Source organism: Aestuariibacter sp. GS-14, from assembly GCF_006494365.1.
In the GTDB taxonomy this organism is placed as follows: domain Bacteria; phylum Pseudomonadota; class Gammaproteobacteria; order Enterobacterales; family Alteromonadaceae; genus Alteromonas; species Alteromonas mangrovi.
Window position 1 is genome coordinate 1 of the sequence record NZ_VHIP01000025.1, and the last position, 21,237, is coordinate 21,237.

The window sequence follows — 21,237 nt, forward strand, 5'->3', positions numbered from 1 at the left end:
TCACCCGGCAGGACACAGCGATTAGTACCTAATTAGCACATCGGGCATTCTTTGAGCGCTTTTATTACCCAATTTGCACAGAATCATCCAGCAAGTCATTGCGTTTAGTACCTAATTAGCACATCGGGCATTCTTTGAGCGCTTTTACTACCCAATTTGCACAGAATCATCCAGCTAGTCATTGCGAGTAGAACCCAATTACCACAATCTGTACATAGGACGGCAAAAACAAGATTATTACTACCTAATTAGCCCACTTCTGATTGTTGCGACTTCAATAAAATATAAAATATTGATTTAATGAGCACTTTTGTGGATGGTGGTGTAACGCTAAGTCTCAAAAATTATTTTAGCTTTGTTCTGAAATGGCGTAACTCATATCGCCAGTCAACAGTAGAGTTTAAAACTAACACTCAGGACAGTTATTTCTATGGATTTACGGCCTTAAAATAGTTTCTCAACCCATGGAGACGTTATGTATAAAGAAAATGAACAGCTCAAGTGGAAAGAAGCAATACTAGAAAGTAATTTGAACATGGAGAGAGCTGAAGTGTTGCTCTCAAATTTACTTGCGTTAAAAAGTCCAAACGATGATAGTTTTAATATCCCGATGGATGATGTAATTGTAACGCTCGAGACTGCGATTTTATTGTTGCGTCAATGTTAATTTTCCCTAACCAAAATCTAATTTTCTAAACTATCTCAATACCAAGTGGCGGCACAAGCAAAGTCGATTTAGTGAAAATGCAAAACTTATCGTTTTCAATTCGCTCATACCAGTTATTGAACGCAGTGGATTAAAACAAACTGTTTGTCCCTTTCAATGACTGTTTACAGCTTACAAGAATATTGGCAGCGCATTTCTGAAAATTGCCGCTTGCAATTTATATAAAATTTTATATAAACAAAGGAAGGAAAAAGTGGAGGAAATTTTTTGACTATTAAGTATTATGACAGCCCTTTTCATGTTGCACGTGACGAAAAGCTCGCCAACAAAGTCGCCATGAAAATAGATCTTTCGATTATGCTGTCGAAACTCATAAAAGACCGTGGATGGACTCAAGCACAAGCAGCAGAAGTGCTAAACGTCAATCAGTCTCGAATATCTGATTTGAAAAACGCAAAAATAGAAAAATTTACGATTGATTCAATGATAGATATGCTCGAATCTCTCGGCTTTAAAATTAACTTCAACATGCGGTCTTTAGAGCAAGCTTCTATTTCTATAGCAAAACCCGATGCATAACCTGTCTTGTAGTGACTCACCTGCTTCAACGGTTATCTTGCTAAGATACCCAATCAAGCAATGTAAAAGAAACCCTTTCGATTTGTCGTGTTATAGCGATGTTGCTGCCCGCATCCTTGCGGGTGTTCGGCAAACATCCTGTTTTTAGATCTCGCGGTATTCAAGCCAGTTCTACTCGCTTGTTCCTACAAGCTCGATAAACATCCGGGAGTATAAAGGTTTAGCAAGATGGTGAAAGTGAGGCATCACCCTTGAGAGCGACGCGCAGCGTCCTGCTGCGCTGTTTTACTTTCTTTTATTTCTACGGGGTGGAAATTAGCTTAATAATCACTCTCTTTCAAGTTAGTGATAATTTTGTTTATCACATATTCCTCAAAGCCTTGGTATTTGCCGGGCAGACTGTATGAGCGAATCAACCCTTTAAGTGTCGTTAATGACGCTTCTAACACACGTTTTTGCGTTAATAGTGATTTGTCAATTGAGTCATCATTTTCTAGTTCTTCTTTGAGTATCTCTGTTATTTCTTTTAGAAACCATGATGTGGGCCTCGTCGCATCTAGCTTGATTCCACTACTACTTTTACGCTTCTGTTTAAATGCGTAACGAGCTTTACTGAGCTTCTGCCGTTGCTCTGCATCCAAAATTTTTAATAACTTGTCATTCGCAAGTTGTATAACAGTGTCATAACTGTGTTTAATAAATACGTCATGGGGGAAAAACATCTCTATTCTTTCAAATGTGTAAGAATCAAAGCCTAACGACTCGTCCCTCTGTCTGAGCCTCTCTGTAAAACGAAACAGAAATTTAATATCGAGATCGCAATTCGTAAACGACAATTTTTTTGGCATGTAACCTTCCTTACTTCTACTGGGTAGAAGTATCATTCAAAAATCCCTACCTGTCAATATTATTTCTACCCCGTAGAAATTTAAGTAATAAACATCACAATCAGATCGATCTTCTTATCCTTTTAACGATATGAAATTCCCTTCAATCAATGATTTAAGTCGAGTATTTCGCTGCTCAGCTTTGCTTTCTGTTGCGATAGCTTTCAGCAGTAGCGCTTTGGGGCCAACAATATCAACACTGCATTCAGCGCGTGTAATTGCTGTGTAAAGCCAACTTCGATCAAGCATTCTTGCGTTTGTAAGCGTGATGATAATACGCTTGAATTGCGACCCTTGCGCTTTGTGAAGCGTAATAGCATAACTGAGCTGCATCTCGAAAAGCATGCTGTGAGTTATTTCAATGATGTCGCCATCGTCTGTATGCACTTCCGCATAGACATCATCGCGATTATTGACGTTTTTTATTACGCCTAACGTGCCGTTCCAGACCGCCTTATCGTAGTTATTACGAGTAAAAATGACGCGATCATTTTCTCTGATATCTACGAATTGATGATGCCCATTCACGCTTACCGTGATTCTTTTACCACCTTGGTTGAGTGAAGCTTGAACGTTGCGATTGATTTGCTCGATACCTGCTATGTTTTGATAACCTTTTCGAGTCATGCCGATGATCTGCACTTCATCGCTTTTGGTCACGAGGGAATCTACTGTAGCCTCGATAGCTTCAATAGCTACATCGTGAAACGTGATATTGCCTTTTGATAAAGACTCTGGCACTTCACCGTTGATGATGCACTTAGAGTATGACGGAATACCTGTAGTGTCAGCTTGTCGATGTACTATGTCGAGAACCGCGACAGGCACTTTGTTGCTATTAATAATGTCAGCAAACACTCGACCCGCGCCGATTGAGGGAAGCTGCTGAACATCTCCCACGAAGATGATCCGCGCTGTATCAGGTAAATGCGTGACAAGCGCAAACATTGTTTGCACATCGAGCATAGAGGCTTCGTCAATAACAAGGACATATTTCTCGCCATGCTTCGGCGATTCTTTGCGCAAATACTTTGCAATCGTACATGAATAACAGCCTGTACTTTCGTGCATTCGCATCGCTGCGCGACCTGCAACGGCAACACCCTGAATAGTGTAACCAAGGTTTTCATACGTGCGTAAAACAGTTCTTAAGACTGTTGTTTTACCTGTACCAGCACCGCCTGTAATAACAGATACGCCATACATAGCAGAGCGCTGTGTCGCGAGTTTTTGATTATTAGTTAATTCAAAAGGAGTGTCGCTCAGCGCTTTTTGAAAAGCGCTCTCTTCAGCGGCATACCACTGCTCAATCATTGTCAGTTTAATCAATCGCTTTGCGATTACGGCTTCATGTATGTAGGTACCCGTCAGTTGATATAAGTTATCTTCAACACGGATTAGCTTTTTAAAGCGAACAGCAAGCTCAATAGCTGCCTCAGCGAGGGCTGTTTCAAAGTGCTTTTTACTTAAGTGATTTATAATCTGTCGATGTGTAGCGACTGTGTGGCCTCGCCTTGCAATAATCTGCATCACATCTTCAGTGGCAGCGATAATTCGTCTTGGGTCTGTTTTGTATTTCTCCTCGCTTACTTCTCCGTCTTTCGACTTTATGATCTGTCGTGCGATATCGCTGGCTTTATCGAAAGGCATGCCAAAGTCCATCAAGCGCCAAGGATTGTCTGTGATTAAGTCAATCGTTCTGAAGTCGTGATACTTAATAATGCGAGAAACAATGCTTAATGGAACGCCGTGGTTGGATAGCCACTTCGCATATTTTATATTGTGATATTTCCTAAAGCCGTCTTTAAGCCGCTCTGCGGCCTTGTTTGTTAAGTCGCATGCATTGGCTAGTGTTTGCGCATCATTGTTTAACACAGCTTGATATGGAGCGTCTGGGAATGCTTTTATTAGCTTTCTTGCCTTGTTCTCACTGATGCCTGCAAACTCTCTATCTCGCGATATAAATTTAATCAGAGCCTCATGATCGGCGGGAACAATGCACTCAGCTTGGGACACATCAACAAGTAAAACGGGACGACTATGCTTCTGATACTTCTGAGTAGATTTGCTACATGAGCCAGTGATCTTCCAGTGCTGCCCAACTGATGGCTCGGTGCCGCCAAGGTTAGCGGGGTGCGCATTAACGAAAATCAGTGTAGAAGCATCTGTCACAAATGTATCGTTTGTTGCAATGCCCGCAAACATTGCGATGCTATCGTCTAGCTGACGAATGCTAGTGATTCGTATCTCGAAGTCTTTGACTTTACTTTCAGCACTAGCAAACGTAGTCATCGTGTTGGAAAGCCCAGTTCGATCATCACTTCTCGCATTTCACTAAGCTGTGAAAACTGCAATTCTATTTGCGCTATTTTTGCGTTAGCTTTTGCAAGCTTAGACTCTAGTTCTGCAATATGACGTCTCGTTTTTTCTAGCTCTTTCTGAATAGCTTCGCTAGCGATATCGTTTATATGCTCTCTTGATGTTGTGTCATTGAACTCGACAAGAAGCCATTTTTTCTCTTGCATCTCTGATACGATCTCTTCGTATCTAGCTTGTAGTCGCGGATTACCATTTACAGAATCTGTTAGCGCTTTTCTGCCAAACCCTGCATCCCTCGCTACATTACCTTTATTAAGGTCACCATCGGCCTTTATATATGATTGAACAGAATCTCTATCTTGCGACTGATACCAAGCATTTAGTTTATCGACCGCAATTAACGCTCTATCCACGCTTGCCTCCCACAATTCGCGATATAGTCTGACGGGACACCGCGTATTTGTTCGCCAGATCTTCCATGGTTTTTCCGTTTTGATAAGCCTTTTTGATCATCTCTCGCTGCTTGTCATCTAACTTCTTAGGCGCACCGAACCTGACTCCGGAGCTCATTGCTCGCTCTCGACCTTCAGCCGTTCGTGACACAATTAAATCTCGTTCAAGCTGCGCGAATGTACCCAGAAGTGCAATTTGGGCTTTTGAGAAAGGGGAATCATTCGATGTATCTATCGCTCCGTCTAGACTACGTAGCGTGGCTTTTTTGGCGTGTATATCATCGATGGTACTCAGAATAGAGCGCAGAGAACGCCCAAGTCGATCTAGCTTTGTGACAACTACAACATCATCTTTTCTGACATATCGAATCAACTCTTCGAGCTTTTTATCATTTTCATTAGAAGCGCCAGACTGTTTACCATGAAATATTTCTTCGCAACCAGCATTACTCAGCAATTCAAGCTGTGCCGACAAATCTTGATCTTTCGTGCTCACGCGAGCAAAACCGATAAGTGCCATATCAATTGCTCTTCAAAGGATTAAATCGAAGCGTGAGCGAATTCTCTCTGCAAAAGTCTAATATTGCTTGCTCATACTTCATTTCATCGCGTTTATAACGAATCCAAAATTCAATAGCATCGTCTGAAATCTTGGCTCGTAAGTCATTCATCCCGTTATCGATATTTAGCGTATCCGTGCCGGGAATTTCGTGGATTTCATTTGCTCTGAACTTTACTTTCGCTAACTTAGCCAACAATGCCCATGGGTCGGTGTCTATAGTGATGATTTCAACGTCAAGCTTCATACAGCGCCTTTCGATAGCTTTATACTTCACGCTAGACGTTGAGTTGACTTACTAATTTTTTAACGTTGATAACGTGAAATGTTAAATATGTTATAACTTTTGCACATCATGCATTATATATGTACAAAAGTCAATTATAAGCATTATGTACGGTACAAAAGTGAACTTAAGATATATGTACATAACAAATCAGGGCAATAATATTTTCTTGGCCTTCAACGACATCTTTCCAATGACGGCGTTAATATGCTCCTCAGCCAACTGCTTCTTCATTAATTCTATTTGCGATTTTAACGCCATATTCTCCGAGTAAATTGAGTCTTTACTTTTAGCTTTGGTTCTTGTTGTTTTTTCGCTAAACCTCTTTTCTTTTAACTCCTTTAATTCATCATTTACTTTTTGTAGCTCCGCGACCAAAGCCTTAGCGTAGGTTGATGTATTAAACAACGATTGCACAGCCACGCCCGTTTGTTTGCTTATCTCTGAGCGCTGGACCAAATACGCCTTTTCTGACCTATAGTCTGTTTTTTTGCTGTGCGATTTAATGTAACGTCTCTTTTCCTTGGCCACCTCTAACATTGCGATGTAAGCCTTCCCTGATGAATTGTGATCAGAAATTCCTTCTGGATACTTCCTTTCATCTTGCTTACCAGCGTCTTCTAACGCCCCAAGTAGATCAAGTGTACTGGACATCAACCACCTCCTCTCTAACCTGCTCTAGCGCATCCTTAAGATGGTTTATATAAACATCTAAGGCACTATCGCCACTATTGGCTCTCATAGACACCAATTGCCTCAGTGCTTTCTTGATATTTGAAACACCTTCTTTTTTAAAAATAAATGGTAAATCAGGCTCAGTTACGACTGTGACGTCAGTTGCAATATGAATCATAATGCCTTCGACATGACCAATATCAATTAAGTTATTACTACAACCGAAACATAGCGAAATACCGGCTTTATGGCGTTGAGGAACACCGCCATCGGCGCACTTGGCCTTATTCATAGCCCTTCGCCTTAGAATGCAAATACCCCAATCATTAGCTTTAACATCAACGATTTCATTATCGTAGAGATCTTCAGCAGCAGACCTGACCTCAGACGGCGCTGCTACCCGTAGGTTTTTACCAATTCTTCTTAAGTACGCATCTAGCCTACCTGCAAAATATTGCCCACCCTCTGACTGACCTCTGATATGTCTTGCTACCAAACTACTAACGAAATTCCTTTTCGCAATTTCGTCAATTGAGCGCATCATTTTATTGCGCAGATATCTCATAAAAAAGCTGCCATTAAGGTGTTTAAAATTACTACGGATAAACCAGCCAACATCACCTGTAAATCGCCTATAAACAGCCTCAGCCCAACAATGACGAAGTGCATGCGGAGTTGGATAAACGATCTCACCTAAAAATGCGGATGAAACCAGCCTCACTAAGTCTGATATTTGCTCGCTGTCTTCTAAATCCGAGGAAAGTATATGCTCTTTCAGTTCAGGCGAAAGAGCCTCATCCCAAGTTCTCGCTACATCAAGAGGGAGATTCCCTGCCTTGTACTTTCTGATTAGATTTGATGTTGAAAACTGACCTTTGGAATATACTAGGCTGATTGCTTTGCAGTAACGATATGATTTTTCGATGACCTTTTCTGAATCAATGCAATCAGAATAGCTGAAATCTTTGCTAAAACTTAATCTAGCCCAAGCACGTTTTTCCTCAGATAAATCGTTTAATTTTTTTAGCTCCCTTACAGTCACAAAGGGTTTATAGTACAAGTAAAAATTGAGCCAATTGGCATATACCACATTGCCTAATAAAGATGACTTACGCTTAAGTCCAAATATTGAATCATTATCGCATCGACCCGTTAAAGCCCTCAGCATATCTAGATACATATAGGTGTCGATGGTCACCTCTCGATTCAGCTTTGTTTCACCATTTGTTTTAGGTACAAACCATTTCACAATGAACCTAATTGGATGAATCGCTGAATCCTGAGAATCAGCATTACGCGACAGTGTGATATCGTTCATCGCAAATCCAAACTCACTTCTTCTCCAGCCTGTTATTGACGCTACAAGCGTTTTTAGAGCGCATTCAATGCTGGAAGATAATGCCGAGACTGGTGACTTACTGTGATAAAATAAATCTAAATTGAAAGATCTATAAAAACTCTCATTCAACTGAGGAATATCTAATTTATCAACAATAACATCCTTCAACTCATTGAGCTGCTGTTCAAATCTTGAGTAAGAAATCTCTGATGAATCGCAATAAGTCTGCTTAATCTCTTGATACACATTTTCAGCTTTTAATGCATTATCAACCTGCCCAAGAGTTTCATTTTCAATCAGATAAACGAGATGTTTAAGCGCCTGAATAGAGTTAAAATTAATCTTGAAGTCGATAGACTTAGCTAATTTTTTTAAATTATCTTCGCTGAACAATGCATATTGCCTTGTACTTTCAATTAGATATGAAGCGAAGCGCTCCTGACACCATCTTTGCATTTCAGCGAGCTTATTAGGCCAACTCGAATTTTCCAGAGAACCTGCTGCTTTAAAATGCACTTTTATCAAGCTTTCCTTAATTTCATCGATTGGCACACCTTTTAAAACCCGAAGGTAAATATCATGATGTACGCCCCTACTACCCACCTTTCTGCCATACTTTTGACAGAATAGATCGTAATCGTCGGCCACTTTATTCAGTGCTATCGACACTGATATATTTTTTTCAATCACACTCCCTAGATAATCAAAATAGTGGCGTCCGTAGTCGAGGGTCAGAAAGTTATAAGAACCACCATCGCGGTACTCGTCATAAGTTATATCAAGCACATCAAGACAAGTCTTATTAAGCTGCTGAGTCCATTTTTCTTTTGAAATTCGGGTTAGTGGCCAGTCTGACAGCCCCAGCATCTTAACTGCCGCAACATATTCCTGATCTCTCAAGTAGGCTATCGCCGAATTATATTTGTAAGGTTTCAGCCTGTGCAGGAAGCCTTTTGAAGGAGAATATTGCCTCGTCATAGCGAACTCAAAAAGTCCTTTATACGAAGCCACTTTTTCTTTTTTCAAAGTTTCACTGATATATCCAAGATATTTAGTCAGGCAACTAAAATGATAGGAATAAGCATACGTGTAGACCGTATTACATCCCTCCAGAAATAACAGCTTCGCAAGTAACTTAAAGTCGCCTGTATACGCCCCGCTAGGTGTTAGTAAATTAAACTCCTGCGGCAAAACGAAGTGTTCGCTATTGTCAAAAATAGAAAAATCTAACCTTATAGGTTGTTTTCCAGTATCAAAACCCGACCCTGAGCGCTCAAATAGCCATATATCATCAAATAACGATCCCGATAAATTTGACGAAATTGTCTGAAATCTGGCTTGATATAAATCGAAGGCTTCGTCATAGCTTCTACTAAGTAACTCTGTATTGTTTACGCTCATTATCACCCCCTCAACTGCTCAAGAAACAGATCGGGCAATTTTGATTTAAACCGCTCAAATATCGCAGTACCTCTCTCTACATTGCTACTGCTGAGATTTATACTCAACAACATTTCATAAAACTCACACGTCGGTAATACCTCTTTTTCCAAGAATACCGGGTTATGTGTAAGCAGCTCTTTATATTTCTTTTCGGCCTGATCAAGAAAGTGCAGCATCTTGACAATGTAATCTGGGCTATCTATTACCACAATTTCGTCGGGCAAGGATGCTTCATCATCTTCCCAGCTCTCAACTTGCGTCTTTGGTTTTACACTTAATCTACTCTCAAGATCTGATATTCGGGCATTCAAGTCATCACTAAACTTGTCTAAATCTAAGCTATAGGAACGATGTACTACTTCATCTACAACCAGTCTGGTTAATCTTCCTAACCTGTTCAGCCAATCTCTATTTTCCTCGGTCATATAGCTCTGCAATTCCGTTGCATTATCATGTGAGTTCATATTCAAAAGATGCCCCTCTCGAAATCGATCACTTTTGGCATGAACTGACGAATTTTTTACCATTGAAAACCCAATAAAATTCGAGGGAATGGGGTTTTTAACAGTCTGCCGATAGTCTTCGATTCCCACTTCAACACCTTTTTTCTCCATTCTTTTCCTGAAACCATGGGCGTGTTCTGACCCATGCAAAAAAACGGCGCTTAGCAGAGGCCTAAATATGTCAACAAATTCTGAATGCTTTAACCTTTTTTCTACGGCCTCGGAAATTAGAGGGAGTTGTAAGTACGCAAAGAACTGACAAGGAAGTGATCGACTCATAAGCATGTATTGTGTCAGGCTATTTCGAGACGATTCAACAAGCTTTTCCTGTGATTGCGCTTCACATTTTTCTACAAAGTTTATGATGGCTTTACCTTGCAAACTGGTGTGCGTCAGTATGTCGGTTGGGTGCTCTACCTTTGCACGCCCCTTGTAGTATTGAACCTGAATCCCACTCACCCCCCTTTCATTGTAAGTCCGAAGAAAATTATCAGCCTTAAGCTTGGCAATATCACTTGGCTGAACGGTCTGCCATGCCATGAGAATACGAAAACCGTATTCTTCAAATGCTGTATTTGGCGCTGTTGGAACTCCTTTTTCGGCAGACTCAATAAAGCGAGCAAACATCTCATGCTCAAGTGCATACCCAGACTTTTTAAATGGGTACACTCGCGATCTGCCTCCCGTATCTGTAACGCGCTCATAGCTATTGGTGTACTTCCCCTCTCGCCCTTCTTCAGCGATTACTTTATGATATTTATCGATAATATTATCGGATAGGAACAGCTCTCTTAGCTTAGAGATTGAACTGTAATTATCATACTTAGGAAGGAAGATCGTCTCTGCTAATAGACTTATGTATATCGGAGTCAAGTAGTACTTGGGCTCCTTACTGATATATTCACTCGTAAAACCCGCGTCTTTTACAATGAGATATAGGCACTTAAATATTTCATCTAACTCCAACAGCGCCGCCGATACGAGTTCTGAAAGATTTCCCATGAGACGCTTAGGACTACCCATGCGCTTGTAGAACTCAGGTTTTACATATTTTTGCAGCCATGGCATCCCCTCAAACCACCCTGTAACAGTGTCCTGCTTAGGCTCATTTCTCTTTGAGAGCTTAGTGTATTTTAGAATTGTATGAATGATTATCAGGTGTTTACGGTCTATTTCCGGCGACAAGGCCAGCCCGTCCCTCAACATATCCAGTATGTATGGCGCACCACTTGAGCTAGGAAGTATGCCCTCGACGTTAACTCGATAAGCTTCGTATCTCTTTACAAGGTTGGGGTATTCCTGTTCAAAGAAATCACCACTTAACAAAAAATCTATGAATTTCTTAGCGAAAATGATAGCAGCTCTGGGCTTTGATTTGGGATGCTTATCTGGATTGACTTGATAATCTCTAACTGCTGCTGCAACACATTTAAAAACGCTTTGTATAAATGGTGGTGTATTATCAGGACATTCGACCGGGCCGTCTTTAAAAATAATCCTGCAATCATCGTTTATAAGATCAACTACTTGGCGCTTTTCAACATCAGAGATGATTTTATCCATCTCATTTGAAATTCCGCTTATAGTACTCATGTTATATAGCCTCCAACTGCTCTAGCTCCATACAGCTCCGTATGTATCCCCTTGTTACTACCAATAGTGGGTTTTTGAAATTTCTGTTACCACTACCACCTGCTGAGTTGGTACTATGGCCCATTAACCTTGCGACCTCTAACATTACCGCCGACTCTGGACTCAAACCTCTGTAGTCACCACCTGACAATTCATAAAACTTCTCTGTTCCGAATGTATGTCTCAAATGGTGATATCTATTATTTACATCCAGACCGCAGGATCTGCCAAATTTCCCTAAGAGCTTTTTCCTTACCTCTCTAAATACAGTTGTTCCCTTGTTTTCAGGTATAGGCAGCCCATAAACCAATGGTTCGATCTGTATAAATAGCGCATTATCTGAAGCATCAGATGGTCGTTCCTTTTTTATATATTCGTTCATAGCGAGCAACAAATCTCTGCGTATATATAAAGTCCTACTTCTACCCCCTGTATTGCGTCTATGTTTTGTCCATTTCGCAGCAAGATAAAACTCGAAAACTTGTTTGCTTGGATTTGATTCTGCCTCTTCAATGAGCGATTTTATTCCCAGACGCTTTTCTTTGCCGTATTCAAAATCGTGATACCGCAAACCCAAATTTTCTTTTGTTCGTAACCCAAGTTCAGCCCCGCAGCGCAGAATTAACTTATCCAGTAAGCAGTCAGCATGCCTTAGCATCAAACTTCTAGAACGCTTTGATATGTACTTAATTGCTCGATTTTTTCTTGTGTTTTCTTTTGCTAAATCAGCGCAGGTTGGTGACACATAAATACTCTTATGCTCTGCAATATGGGCCAAGGCGAGATAGTTGTAATATGCATCTAAAGCACTTACAACCTTACTAATTGCGGTACTTGAACGACCTTCCTGTTTTACACAAATTTCATTGATGTAATAGTTGATGACATCAGATGATGCATTTTCATGGACATGCAGTGATATGTTTAGAGCCTTTTCCTGAAACTGCGACTCCAAAAAACTTAAGAAGCCCGACAATTCATTCATGTAACGGTAAATAGTCTCACTGCTAACACTCACCTCTTTCAGACTGATTTTTACCTCTTCCGTATCACGATCCACTTTCTGTTCGGTTTTGTGAAGAACGCCTTTAACACTTGTATAGAGAGAGAATAATGTTGGGAGAATTAACAGATCGTTGTTAGAGTCGTAAAACGCTCTAATAGATGTTGTATCATGATTTTTGTAAGTGTATTCAAAGTCGATGTGATGCATACTACAAATATTGCAAAATAATATACCTCATGGTATAGCTAAGCTCATATTAAATCAATACAAATTTTGCTATATTAAATAAACCTAACTGATTCATCCATCATAACGGCCATTTCATCGGCGCGATAACAATGCATATGTACGCGTATATCGCCAGACAACACACCTGCCAGGGTTTCCAGGTTCAGATCGCGTTTCGGCGCTTTGGCATCTTTACCGGCGGCGTATTCAGCCTCGTATTGATCCCACTTTCGCTGATAGTCCTGAGCATCTGCCCAGGCCTGACGATAGCCAGCTACGTTCCCCATACGAGTAGATGGGCCGCCGCGCGAACCATACACGCGTTTGGGATTTTCGCCGCAGGCCATTTTTAGCCCATAGGGCGCATCAGGAAACTTCATTTCCTGCATGGTGCGATGCGGTACGTTTTTCAGTACTACTGAACGTCCGCCAAACAGATTCGCAGAACCAGGCAGAATTTGTAGCGCCGTGATCCCACCAGCCAGTGCCCGGCCAAAGCCCGGCTCCTGTGGCCATACAGAATGTTCGGCCCATACGTTTGCGGTTACGGGTTTAACCACTTCATTACCGTCGGAATGAGAGTGTGTTGAAGGATTGGGATAAACGCCCAGATGGCTGTGTACATCTATTATGCCGGGAGTTACCCATTTACCTTTGCCATCAATGGTTTGCACGTTATCTGGTACAGACAGGTTTTCCCCCACCGCAACAATTTTACCATCGGCAAAATACACCATGCCGTTGTCAATTTTGTTGCCTACACCGTCAAGTACTGTCACGTTGGTAATCAACGTGGGTGCTCCGGGTACGGGTGTATAGCGGCTGGGAAAAGGATTACTATCGATGCTGACCTTTGCTGCCTGCTCGGTTTTGGCGTCTTTGTCTTCTGAACAAGCCGTTAACCACAGCGCACAGCAACAGAGCAGCATCATGCTGAGTTGTTTTTGTGTGTTTTTCATGTTTCCTGGATCCGTTATTTTGTGTTCTTTTCATCGCGTGTCATTGGCACAATGCCTCTGCCACAAGATGGAACCAAGCCAGGCGTGCGCAATTCAGTTGCACACACCGTAAGTTATAACGGTAGCGAAAAGAACCCAAACCAACAAGCCAAACACACACGGCTTACCTTAAAGATGTGCGGATTGTCGCAATACCTTTACAATATCGTCGGCTTTTTGCAGGCTTCGAATAGCGCCAAACAAGGTTTCAGCCTGCGGGTACTGGCGTTTCAGATAACCACACCACTGCTTAATTCGGTTGGGGTAATAACGGCCTTTGTCGCCAAATATTTCATAGCCGGAGTAATCGATAAGCAGTTGCGATAAGTCTGTCCACGACATCGGAGCTTGTTCCCCACGAATATGCCAGGCCAAATTTGGCATCGCCAACGCACCGCGGCCAATCATCAGATCATCGCAACCAGAATCGGCCATGCAGCGCAGGGCGTCCTCATAGTTCCAGATTTCCCCGTTAGCAATCACGGGTAATCTGGTTGCCGCTTTGATTTTCTTTATCCAGTCCCAGTAGGCAGGTGGACGGTAGCCCTCGGTTTTCGTTCGGGCATGAACAACAAGTTCGCTGGCACCCGCCTCGTCAATGGCAATGGCGTTGTCAATGGCCAGTGACTTATCTTCGTAACCCAGTCTGATTTTTGCCGTTACAGGCAAATGCGCGGGCACGGCCTGACGCACAGCAGACACGATGTCGTGGAGTTGCTGAGTATATTGGAGCAGCACCGCTCCGCCCTTGCTCTTATTCACGGTTTTGGCAGGGCAGCCAAAATTCAGATCCACACCTGGTGAGCCCAGTTCCACTGCGGTCAACGCGTTTTCAGCCAACCACTGCGGATGCTGGCCCAGTAGCTGGATTTTAACCGGCACACCGCTGGGCGTTTTACACCCATTGTGCAATTCGGGACACAGCCGGAAAAACGTCTTATGAGGGAGCTTTTGGTCGACAACCCTAACGAATTCAGTGACACATAAATCAAAGCCTCCCACGCGGGTAAGCATGTCACGCATCAAATGATCGACCACCCCTTCCATCGGGGCTAAATACACTCTCATATCAGGCAGGAAACTCGGTGAAAAATTGGCCGCGAAGTGTAGCAAATATCTCAGTTGGGCGTAAGTATTTTGCAGCCAGGTATGCGGGCGTCGTTTGAATAAGCGATAGCCTGGATTGCTTATATTTCGGCGGTGCTTGTCAGGGAATAGCAAAAGTGGCTGTGCGAATTGGTATTAACCACCATAAGGGGTCAGGTGTTTACCTGCGCTTCTACTGCTTGTTGAGCAGGCCATTCAACACTGTGCCACAAACACACATAGCAAGGATACTGGCTGTCTAAGGTTTTAAAAAACGCCTGTTCATTTTGTGCCTGTTCGCGCACAAACCGTTGTTCAATGCCATCGTAAAGTAATGCAACAAACTGCACAGCCATCCCCTTATTGAATGTGAATAAGGGGATTATACGTTTAGACGTCTAGAATTCCAAACGTCTATTTATCTTTTCAACGTAAATTATTGCGTCTGGCCTTGAGTGAGCAAATAGTTTAGTGCTCCCCCAATTGCAGCGACCTGCGCCAGATTGCAGATTTCGTCGGTTGCAGATGGACTGTCGGGATACACTTCCGTGGTGGAGCAAAGTGGTGCGCCTGAAAAGCCACCACATAAAAACAGTGCTTTTTTGTTGTACCCAATCACGCCCTCCGACAAAAGCGTTTCGCCAATAATTCGCCCACTTTCGTCAGCAGGCGCAATATGCGTCACTTTTTTCACTTCACCAATCATGGCTTCTTGTAATTCAATGCAGGGCTGTTGCGTATCAGCAACCAAATAAAAACCGTCAGGAATATTCCAGGTCTTCTGCTCTATGGCATCACGAGCGGCCAGTGCCGGGCGGAATTCACTGTTGTCGGTATCGGTGGTTTCATGTAAATCAACGTGCAGTGCAATGTCGCAAGGCAATGATTGCACAAATTCCATGAGTAATTGAGATTCTGCTGCGGGTGAATTGGGTTTAAACGAACGATTAGGATCGACGGCTTTTGGATTCCAACGATTAATGGTTTCGTAACCCCATGGGCTCACACACGGTACAATGATAAAATTGACTTTATCTGAGTAAGCCTGGCTGTATGCATTGGCAAACAATATTGCACCTTGAACGCCACTCGTTTCATAACCGTGTACGCCACCTGTGATCAGCACCCAGGGCGCCCCGTCAACCGGTGTTTTAGTTATTAAAGCGTACAGCGGATAGCGCTCGGTATCATAGGGCAACGCCCCGTAATGTACTCGGGTCAGAGAATCCGGCAATGCGCCTAATTTAGCCAATACGTCTTCTGCATAACTGCGTTTAACAGATTGCATGTCCAGCCACTGACGTTTTTCTGCTTCGCCCCATGGCGTCCCGGGTGTACCAACTGGATACATATTCACCTTCAATAAAAATTAGTTTAACAAACAACAGGCCAGCACAGTTTAACACAACCACATACATCAGACGAATGCAGACCAGCATGTTCCACTGCCCTGATATGGACACGCTTAAAGGGCTGGCCGAAGACTTTACGCCTGAAGTGGAGGCTGCCTGGATTGAAGTGTATACCCTGTTAGCCAGTGTAATGAAACAAGCTGCAAATGCACAGAAAGCATCCTAAAGCCTAGTGAGATCGGGCGATAAATTCATCGCCAAATTATTCTTACCAATGCCAGAGCGTGCCGTCTTCCAGGCGATTAACCGGCAGGCAGGCGCGTTTGTATGGGTATTTTTTAGCAAGGTCTTCGTTAATATCCACACCATGCCCGGGCGCTTCTCCCGGCGTGAAGTAACCGTCATCAAACTTGTAGCTGACGCTAAATACCGATTCCATTAACTCACTGTGAGGCATGTGTTCCTGAATGCCAAAGTTTGGCACCCAGTAATCAAAGTGTAACGCGGCTCCCATGCACACGGGAGACAAGTCAGTAGCCCCGTGACACCCCATCCGAATATGGTACAAAGCCGCCAAATCCGCAATGCGCCTGAGCTGAGTAATACCACCGGCATGCACCACCGTTGAACGTATATAGTCTATCCATTGATTCTGGATCAGCGCCTGACAATCGTGAATGGAGTTAAACACCTCACCTACCGCTATGGGGGTTGTGGTGTGTTCGCGGATGAGTTTAAACCCTTGCTGATTCTCTGCGGCAACCGGATCTTCCATCCAGAAAAGGTGAAACGGCTCCAGCGCCTTGCCCAGTCTGGCGGCTTCGATTGGGGTGAGCCGATGATGAACATCGTGCAACAGGTGCAGATCATCACCATATTGTTCACGTACTGCTGCGAATAATCTCGGAGTGAAATTCAAGTATTTTTCCGTAGACCATACGGTTTCCGTGGGTAAATCAGCGTCGGCGGGTTCATACTTTTGCCCGGCCTTTGCCACACCGTAGGTACTGTTTACCCCTGGGATACCAGACTGTACTCGGATCGCTTTATAGCCCTGCTCTACTGCCTTACCAACAGCATCGAGCGTAGACGCAATGTCAGCGCCGTTAGCATGCGTATACACCATAATTTTATCGCGACTTCGGCCACCTAACAGTTGATACAAGGGCAATCCCGCTACTTTAGCCTTAATGTCCCATAATGCGGTATCAACGGCAGCGATTGCTGTCATGCCTACCGGACCTCTGCGCCAGTAAGCGCCGCGATAAAAATACTGCCAGATATCCTCAATACGGTGAGGATCTTTTCCCAATAATGCGGGCGCAATGTAGTCTTCAAGATAACTCACCACACTTTTTTCCCGACCATTCAGCGTGGCATCACCGATACCATATACGCCTTCATCAGTAACGATTTTGAGCGTTACAAAGTTGCGTCCGGGCGAACAAACAATCACTTTTACATCGCAGATTTTCATAGCAATGACTCTCGTTAAAATAATAAATCGGGTAAAAACAACACCAATGGCGGATACAGCGCCAATACAACCACTAGCGCCAGCACGGCAAGAAATAACGGCATCGCGGCTTTCACATAATCAGTTGCAGAACAATGGAGGATATTGCACACCGCATACATGGCAATTCCCACCGGTGGCGTGGTGCCACCAAAGGTCACCATGATCAACATAAGAATGCCAAAATGAACGGGGTCGACACCAACCGACTTCATCAGCGGCACCAGAATAGGCGTGAGCAGCAGCACGGTAATCGTACCTTCCATGACCACGCCAACGACCAAGAGTATTACCATACACAACAATAAGATAAGTTGCGGCTGGGTAGTTAACTGTGTCACCGCCAGTGTCAGGGATACCGGTAATTGTTCGTACGCTATGGCATAACCCACTACCCCAGAGGCTAAAATGATAAACATGATCATACCGATGTCGCTGATACTGTCGCGAAGTGATGTTATCAACTCAGCCAGCGTTAACTCGCGATAAACCCACTTTCCCACAATACAGGCATACAAAACGGCAAAAGCACCAGCCTCTGAGGGCGTAAAAATGCCAAAACGAATAGTCACAATGAGCAATATGGGGAAACACAACGCCCACTTACTTTGATTGAGCGCCTTAAGCACCTGCATTGCCGACGGCGGCGCAGCCTGTACAGGGATAAAGCCGTTTTTTCTGGCCTGCACATAAACAACCAGCATGAGTACCAGCGTAAGCAGGATTCCTGGGATCAGTCCGGCAAGAAACAGCCTGCCTATCGAGACATTGCCCATATAGCCATACAGGATCAAACCGATACTCGGTGGAATACAGGCAGTAATTAAGGCACTTACCGTTATGGTTGCGGCAGTAAACCCCTTACTTAATCCCGAACTTTGCATAGGTCCGCCCAACACTCTTGCCTGCATAGCTGCGTCGGCGATGGCCGATCCCGATACGCCTCCCATCAGTGCGCTCAATACAATGGTAACGTGTGCCAATCCACCGCTTATCCAGGCAACCAGCACATTTGAAACAGTAATTAGCCGCTGGGTAATACCCGAATGATTCATCACATGACCGGCCAGAACGAAGAACGGCACCGCTAGCAGTGGAAAGCTCTGACTTGCTGCCACCATGCGCTGTACTGCTACGGTTATGGGTAAATGACTGTCCATAGCAAAATACACCAGACCGCCAGCAAGTAGCGCAAATGCCAGCGGTAAACCCAATAACAGCAGTACCAAAAATACTAACGCACTCATGAGTCGTTTCCTTGCTGATGTGTTTGCCGTGTGGTTTTATCTGATGAAGATTCGGTGCCCACCAATACATTCAGCCAGGAGGGATACTCTGAAATCCCGGTTATCGGATGATATAAACATTGCATCAACACGCGGCTTTGCTGACAAATTGTAACCAGCATAAGTAGAGCACCGGCAGGTATTGCAGCGGTTACCCAGGCATAGGGCAGTTCCGTACTTCCCAGTGTTCTGGCGGGGTTGATACTGAGCAGCTTGAATCCAAATATACCTATACACACCAGGCACAAGCCGCTTATCACATTGAGACATAACTGAAACCGCAGTCGGTTAATAATGGATAGTTTATTGAACAACACATCCAGTCTTGCATGCGCCCCTTCCCGCAGAGCCTGGTTAGCTGCCAGAACCGCCAACCAGACAAATAACAATTGCGCCACATCTACCGACCATATCACCGGGTACCCAATTGTTCTGAGCACGGCAGCCAGTAGTACCAACAGCACAATGGCTGCCAGTAACGTTACGGTAAGCGTACGTTCCATTTTCGCCCACATTATTGAACACTCTCATCTGGCAATGCTGCTTGTTCGGCAAGATATTGCTGAATATCCATATACAAGGCATCGTAACCCAGCTCACCGTAAACTGATGTTGTTGCACGCCTGAACGCGTCGATGTTGGGGGTAATGATTTGAACTCCGTTTGCTTCCAGTTCCTGCTCGATATCCCTTTGGCGGGCCTGCACCAGAGAGGTCGCATAATTGCCGGCATCTATGGCACTTTGCTGCACCGCAGCCTGTTGTGAGGAGGTCAGTTGACTGAACCACGACTGGCTGGCTACCAATCCGGAAATCAGATGAATATGGCGAGTCTTACTGATATAGCGAATAACTTCGTACAGTCGCGCACCATAAGTACCTGCATGCTGGGCTTCTGCCCCGTCGATTACCCGCTGCTGCAAGCCACTGTACACTTCTGCCCAACTAAGCGGCGTAGGCGTTGCTCCCATGGCGCGAATAGTACTGATCCATACGGGCGCACCGATAGTGCGCAATCGAATGCCATCCAGGTCGGCGGGCGTGGTGATTGGCTGATTGGTTAACAGGTGGCGCTCGCCTTGCCACCAGTTAAACCCCAGTATTTTAATACCTGCCGAATGGGCGAGATCACCGGCCCATTGTTCGAACATAGGTGACTGTACCAGCAGTTGAAGTTGTTCAGCCTTATCAATCAGATAAGGCGTACTCAAAATACCGATTTCACGCTGATAAAAAGACAACCTTCCGGCATCCACTAACACGGCTACCGGTGCACCGGCCATTGCCTGCTCGAGTACATCGTTATCGTTACCCAATTGAGAACCAACAAAAATCCTAACCGAAATGTCGTTGTTGGTTTGCCGCTCCACTGATTGTTTGAAATACACTAACCCTTGGTACATAGGGTCGCTCTGACTTAGCGAGGTAACCACGTTAAGTGTGTTAGCAAATACCAGCGACGAGGAAAGTTGCATTGCCAGCAACGTAGCCATTGCAAGTAGGTATTTTTTGGAAATGAATGGGTTCAACGCGCCGTGCAGCCTTAAACTTGATCCGAGCAATCTTGTATACAAGTTCAAAACTATAACGAAATTGCCTGGTGCTCAAGATCAAAGCTATTCTTCAATTACACATTTACATTATCTTTTTCACTTGGCATAACCGGATTGGCGTTCATTACGAATTGGTATTACAGAACGAAGCGCTTGGTTTACTTGCATAACTGGAATGTAGTGTGATGGATAAGTTGAAATACAAGGAGAAAAGACAATTTGCTTCGATGGTAAATGCAAAGATGCTAACAAAACCAGATTCAATAAGGGCTTCTCACCCCTGACGGCTACGCAAAAAAAAGACCAGCTAAAAGCTGGTCTTTTTATATGGCGTTCCCTAGGGGATTACAAAATACGTCCTGTACTTTGCCCTTCGGGCCGCGCTAACGCGCGTTCTGGCACGTTCCTGACGTGCCAGTCGAACCCCACTTTATTTGAGAGTTGTAATCTTCAGCAGCAAACCAGTTTAAATAAGGGCTTCTCACCCCTGACGGCTACGCAAAAAAAAAGACCAGCTGAAAGCTGGTCTTTTTATATGGCGTCCCCTAGGGGATTCGAACCCCTGTTACCGCCGTGAAAGGGCGGTGTCCTAGGCCTCTAGACGAAGGGGACAAAATTTTTGTCATCGTCGCATGCGACGATAAAATTTTGTAAGGCGAAGCTACTTTAGTAGCTGAGCGACCTTAACCTAGGTACATTCTTTGCGAAGCAACGCTTCGCAGATTTTTTGTAAGGCGAAGCTAGCTCTGTGAGCTGAGCGACATTACTTCTTACTGACTTTTTGCCAGAGAGCATACTCTCTAAGCCTATTCCACAGTATTAGCCGACTGTGACGCGGTGTATATGGCGTCCCCTAGGGGATTCGAACCCCT

Annotated in this window: 19 protein-coding genes, 1 tRNA gene and 1 pseudogene; 3 read left to right on the forward strand and 18 right to left on the reverse strand. The window is 43.9% G+C overall.

Going from position 1 to position 21,237, the window contains the following annotated elements; translation table 11 throughout:
• Nucleotides 1-475: 475 nt before the first annotated feature.
• A complete protein-coding gene (locus FJ444_RS20820; RefSeq protein ID WP_140961809.1) occupies nt 476-667 on the forward strand; it encodes a hypothetical protein in 192 nt (63 codons plus the stop codon).
• A gap of 267 nt (nt 668-934) precedes the next feature.
• Entirely contained in the window at nt 935-1,246 is a 312-nt protein-coding gene (locus FJ444_RS20825) for a helix-turn-helix domain-containing protein (RefSeq protein WP_140961811.1), read from the forward strand.
• A 320-nt stretch (nt 1,247-1,566) separates the two neighbouring features.
• Here FJ444_RS20825 and FJ444_RS20830 read toward each other — a convergent pair whose 3' ends face one another.
• From FJ444_RS20830 to FJ444_RS20885, 13 genes and pseudogenes are all read right to left on the reverse strand, one after another.
• Nucleotides 1,567-2,094 (reverse strand): hypothetical protein, encoded by a 528-nt coding sequence (locus tag FJ444_RS20830; RefSeq protein ID WP_140961813.1) that lies wholly within the window; start codon nt 2,092-2,094, stop codon nt 1,567-1,569.
• A gap of 114 nt (nt 2,095-2,208) precedes the next feature.
• On the reverse strand, nt 2,209-4,425 hold the full coding sequence (locus tag FJ444_RS20835) for an AAA family ATPase (RefSeq protein ID WP_140961815.1): 2,217 nt from the start codon (nt 4,423-4,425) through the stop codon (nt 2,209-2,211).
• Complete coding sequence (locus tag FJ444_RS20840; protein WP_140961817.1) at nt 4,422-4,865, reverse strand: hypothetical protein; 444 nt, start codon at nt 4,863-4,865, stop codon at nt 4,422-4,424. Before FJ444_RS20840 ends, FJ444_RS20835 begins: the two co-directional genes overlap by 4 nt.
• Nucleotides 4,858-5,424, reverse strand: coding sequence for a recombinase family protein (locus FJ444_RS20845; protein WP_140961819.1), 567 nt, complete (start codon nt 5,422-5,424; stop codon nt 4,858-4,860). Before FJ444_RS20845 ends, FJ444_RS20840 begins: the two co-directional genes overlap by 8 nt.
• Before the next feature lies 1 nt (nt 5,425).
• Complete coding sequence (locus FJ444_RS20850; protein WP_140961821.1) at nt 5,426-5,710, reverse strand: hypothetical protein; 285 nt, start codon at nt 5,708-5,710, stop codon at nt 5,426-5,428.
• Nucleotides 5,711-5,899: 189 nt separating this feature from the next.
• Nucleotides 5,900-6,403 (reverse strand): hypothetical protein, encoded by a 504-nt coding sequence (locus FJ444_RS20855; protein WP_140961822.1) that lies wholly within the window; start codon nt 6,401-6,403, stop codon nt 5,900-5,902.
• Entirely contained in the window at nt 6,387-9,164 is a 2,778-nt protein-coding gene (locus tag FJ444_RS20860) for a hypothetical protein (protein WP_140961824.1), read from the reverse strand. The genes FJ444_RS20855 and FJ444_RS20860 overlap by 17 nt, the downstream gene beginning before the upstream one ends.
• A 2-nt stretch (nt 9,165-9,166) precedes the next feature.
• Entirely contained in the window at nt 9,167-11,302 is a 2,136-nt protein-coding gene (locus FJ444_RS20865) for a hypothetical protein (protein ID WP_140961826.1), read from the reverse strand.
• A gap of 1 nt (nt 11,303) precedes the next feature.
• Nucleotides 11,304-12,554, reverse strand: coding sequence for a site-specific integrase (locus FJ444_RS20870; protein WP_140961828.1), 1,251 nt, complete (start codon nt 12,552-12,554; stop codon nt 11,304-11,306).
• Nucleotides 12,555-12,634: 80 nt separating this feature from the next.
• A pseudogene (locus FJ444_RS20875) lies at nt 12,635-13,534 on the reverse strand (amidohydrolase); the annotation flags it as partial.
• 168 nt (nt 13,535-13,702) lie between these two features.
• Nucleotides 13,703-14,641, reverse strand: a complete 939-nt coding sequence (locus tag FJ444_RS20880) for a tRNA-dihydrouridine synthase (RefSeq protein ID WP_140961830.1) — start codon at nt 14,639-14,641, stop codon at nt 13,703-13,705.
• Between the two features lie 191 nt (nt 14,642-14,832).
• The gene (locus FJ444_RS21455) at nt 14,833-15,009 is read right to left on the reverse strand and encodes a hypothetical protein (RefSeq protein WP_181405262.1); all 177 of its coding nucleotides are present in this window, start codon (nt 15,007-15,009) and stop codon (nt 14,833-14,835) included.
• Between the two features lie 86 nt (nt 15,010-15,095).
• Nucleotides 15,096-16,010 (reverse strand): M14 family metallocarboxypeptidase, encoded by a 915-nt coding sequence (locus FJ444_RS20885; protein ID WP_140961832.1) that lies wholly within the window; start codon nt 16,008-16,010, stop codon nt 15,096-15,098.
• A gap of 86 nt (nt 16,011-16,096) precedes the next feature.
• Here FJ444_RS20885 and FJ444_RS21460 point away from each other — a divergent pair, with 86 nt between their 5' ends.
• Entirely contained in the window at nt 16,097-16,237 is a 141-nt protein-coding gene (locus FJ444_RS21460) for a hypothetical protein (RefSeq protein ID WP_181405264.1), read from the forward strand.
• A 42-nt stretch (nt 16,238-16,279) separates the two neighbouring features.
• Here FJ444_RS21460 and manD read toward each other — a convergent pair whose 3' ends face one another.
• The 5 genes from manD to FJ444_RS20910 form a co-directional block, all read right to left on the reverse strand.
• Nucleotides 16,280-17,488, reverse strand: a complete 1,209-nt coding sequence (gene manD, locus FJ444_RS20890) for a D-mannonate dehydratase ManD (protein ID WP_140961834.1) — start codon at nt 17,486-17,488, stop codon at nt 16,280-16,282.
• A 14-nt stretch (nt 17,489-17,502) separates the two neighbouring features.
• Complete coding sequence (locus FJ444_RS20895) at nt 17,503-18,774, reverse strand: TRAP transporter large permease (RefSeq protein ID WP_140961836.1); 1,272 nt, start codon at nt 18,772-18,774, stop codon at nt 17,503-17,505.
• Nucleotides 18,771-19,316 (reverse strand): TRAP transporter small permease, encoded by a 546-nt coding sequence (locus FJ444_RS20900; RefSeq protein WP_181405265.1) that lies wholly within the window; start codon nt 19,314-19,316, stop codon nt 18,771-18,773. Before FJ444_RS20900 ends, FJ444_RS20895 begins: the two co-directional genes overlap by 4 nt.
• Before the next feature lie 11 nt (nt 19,317-19,327).
• On the reverse strand, nt 19,328-20,341 hold the full coding sequence (locus tag FJ444_RS20905; protein ID WP_255439386.1) for a C4-dicarboxylate TRAP transporter substrate-binding protein: 1,014 nt from the start codon (nt 20,339-20,341) through the stop codon (nt 19,328-19,330).
• Nucleotides 20,342-20,901: 560 nt separating this feature from the next.
• A tRNA-Glu gene (locus FJ444_RS20910) sits at nt 20,902-20,977 on the reverse strand.
• Nucleotides 20,978-21,237 lie beyond the last annotated feature (260 nt).